Here is a 2,433-nt window from a genome sequence, read left to right as displayed (position 1 = left end):
GCCCCGCGAGCAGGCGCAGCTCGCCCGGGAAGGTCGCGGCGTAGCCGGCGGGCAGGCCGAGGACCTGGCCCGCACCCGTGGTCAGTGTCTGCCCGGCCTGACGGGACTCGAAGCCATCGATCCTGGCGAAGCTCACCTCGCGGGACGTGCCCGGCATCGGGACGGACACGGTCTGGCCGGGTTGCTGCTCCACCTGCCAGTCGACCGCGACCCGCTGGATCGAGCGGGCGGTCATGGTGGCCTTGGCGGAGGCGAGGAACGCGCCGAGCGCGGCAGGAAGCGCCACGGCGAGCGCGATGCCCGCCGCGGCCGCCGCCAGCCTGCCTGCCCGGCGGGTCAGCAGGCCACGCAGCCAGATGAGGATCAGCATGTGAGAGCTCCGTCGCTCATGGTCCAGATCGTGGGCAACCGCGCTGCGACCTGCGGATCGTGCGTGGCGACCACGAGGGCCGCCTCCAGCCGGGTGGCCACCCCGGTGAGCAGGTCCACCACGCGGCGAGCCAGATCGGAGTCAAGCTGTGCCGTGGGCTCGTCCGCGATGATCAGGCGGGGTTCGGCGGCCAGCACGCGGGCGACCGCCACGCGTTGCGACTGCCCGCCCGACAACTCTTCGGGCAGTGACCCGGCCAGGTCGGCCAGGCCGATCGTGGCCAGCGCGATCAGCGCTCGTTCCGCGGCCTCGGCGTCTCCCGCACCTGCGATGATCAGCGGCAGCGCGACGTTCTCGGCGACATTGAGCGGGGGAAGAAGACTCGGCCCCTGGAAGACCACGCCGACGCGGCCGCGCGGGTGGTCGTCGAGGGCAGGCCAGGCGATCCGCCCCGTCGTGGGCCGGTCGAGCCCTGCGAGCAGGTGCAGCAGCGTCGTCTTGCCCGACCCCGACGGGCCGGTGACCGCGACCTGCTGCCCCGGCCGCAGGTCGCAGGTGACGCTGTGCACGGCGACCAGGGCGTTCGCCCCCTTGCCGTACGACCGGGCCAGACCCTGGCAGGTGACCAGCGCGGTCATTTCGGCCGCCTGGTCCTTCGGCTCCACGGTCATGCCGCTCGCCCGTCCTTCAGCTCCACGACGCGGTCGGCCAGCCGCCGCACAGCCGGGCTGTGCGAGGCGATCACCACGGCGGTCCGCTCGCCGGCCTGCTCGCGGATCAGCCGCAGCACGGGCGCCTCGGTGTGCTGGTCGAGCTCGCCCGTGGGCTCGTCGGCCAGCAGCAGCGCGGGGCGGTTCGCCAGCGCGACAGCCAGCCCAGCGCGGGCCGACTCTCCTCCGGACAGCTCGCTCGGCCACGCCCGTGCCCTGGCCGAGAGCCCCAGACGGGCCAGCAACTCGTCACGCAGACGCCGGTCCTGCCGCCCCGCCAGCCGCTGGGCCAGGTCGACGTTGGCGGCCACCGTCAGGTGCTCGATCAGGTTCCCGTTCTGGAACAGCACCCCGACCAGCCGGGCCCGCAGCGCGGCCCGCTCCGCCTCCGGCCGGTGGCTGATGCGGTGCCCGTCCACCCTGACGATGCCGCCGTCCGGGTCGTCCAACCCGCCGAGGCATGCCAGCAGCGTGGACTTACCTGACCCGGACGGGCCGCTGACCAGCACGACCTCGCCCGCAGCGGCGTGGAGGCTGACGCCGCGCAGCGCCCGGGTCTCCTCCTCGCCCGACCGGTAGAACCGGTAGAGCTCCTCGGCCTGCAGGATCACGGCGCCGTCGTCCATCGGAAGGAGTCGGAGACCGTGCGCCACGGGTCCACGTTGTCGGCGCCCACCGGCCCCGAAAGGGTCAGGATCGCGTCGCGTCCGGCGTGGTGGAAGACGTAGCGCTCGACCTCGTCCTTGACGACCTTGCCCGTGACCGGATCGGGGGCGCTGTCGGCGCGGTAGACGATCCGCACCGCCTTGCCGCCGTTTCTGCTCACCGTGCCGAGCGTGCGGATGTCGCCGCTGTGCACCTGGTTCCGGACCGATGCCTCGGTCGGCGGCGCGGCGGCGGCGACGGTCTCGATGCGGATGGTGTTCAGCTTGTCGGTGAAGGAGGCCCCGGTGGGCAGGTCCGTGCGTGCCCAGCCCTCGGGTACCTTCACCTCGTACGGCTGCCCGGGATGCCGGTAGCTCACGAAGACCGTGCTGTCCGGAATGTCGCCCGGCGGATTCGACTCCGTGGGCTGCGGAGCCGGTGCTGGTTCCTGTGCCTGTGCCTGTGTTTGGGATTGCGTCTGCGTCGTGGATTGGGCGGGCGCCGAAGCCGCGCAGCCCGCCGCCAGCCCTGCGATGGCCAGAGCCATGACGCCCTGCCGTACCTTCATGTTCCCCACGCTAGGAGCGGGCTGGAAAGCGCCCGCTGAACAGCAGGTTAGCGGGGCGTTTACCTTGCGTCTGCCACTCTGGAGGGGTGACAGCGCAGGGCGTGCCGCTGCGGCGGCGGGTGCTGGTGGTGATCGTGAGC

4 protein-coding genes are annotated in these 2,433 nt (G+C 72.7%); all 4 read right to left on the bottom strand.

The window, feature by feature from the left end; all coding sequences use genetic code 11:
* Positions 1 to 370 (bottom strand): hypothetical protein (locus tag ACWDX9_RS62390; protein WP_449973296.1); only part of this gene is annotated, 370 nt, incomplete at its 3' end.
* Positions 364 to 1,041: an ABC transporter ATP-binding protein gene (locus tag ACWDX9_RS62385; RefSeq protein ID WP_449973295.1), complete on the bottom strand. Its 678-nt coding sequence runs from the start codon at positions 1,039 to 1,041 to the stop codon at positions 364 to 366. The genes ACWDX9_RS62385 and ACWDX9_RS62390, both read right to left, overlap by 7 nt.
* Entirely contained in the window at positions 1,038 to 1,706 is a 669-nt protein-coding gene (locus ACWDX9_RS62380) for an ABC transporter ATP-binding protein (protein ID WP_449973294.1), read from the bottom strand. The genes ACWDX9_RS62385 and ACWDX9_RS62380 overlap by 4 nt, the downstream gene beginning before the upstream one ends.
* Positions 1,688 to 2,293 carry a hypothetical protein gene (locus tag ACWDX9_RS62375; protein ID WP_449973293.1) on the bottom strand — a complete coding sequence of 202 codons (606 nt, stop codon included), beginning with the start codon at positions 2,291 to 2,293 and terminating at the stop codon, positions 1,688 to 1,690. The genes ACWDX9_RS62380 and ACWDX9_RS62375 overlap by 19 nt, the downstream gene beginning before the upstream one ends.
* Positions 2,294 to 2,433 lie beyond the last annotated feature (140 nt).

The sequence above is a fragment of the Nonomuraea sp. NPDC003201 genome (genome assembly GCF_053590415.1).
The sequence above is the reverse complement of the archived record's forward strand: the minus strand, read 5'-3'. Positions and strand labels throughout refer to the sequence as shown.

Coding starts and splice junctions, on each gene's coding strand:
- ACWDX9_RS62385 (WP_449973295.1), bottom strand. CDS start 1,041: ATGACCGTGGAGCCGAAGGACCAGGCGGCCGAAATGACCGCGCTGGTC.
- ACWDX9_RS62380 (WP_449973294.1), bottom strand. CDS start 1,706: ATGGACGACGGCGCCGTGATCCTGCAGGCCGAGGAGCTCTACCGGTTC.
- ACWDX9_RS62375 (WP_449973293.1), bottom strand. CDS start 2,293: ATGAAGGTACGGCAGGGCGTCATGGCTCTGGCCATCGCAGGGCTGGCG.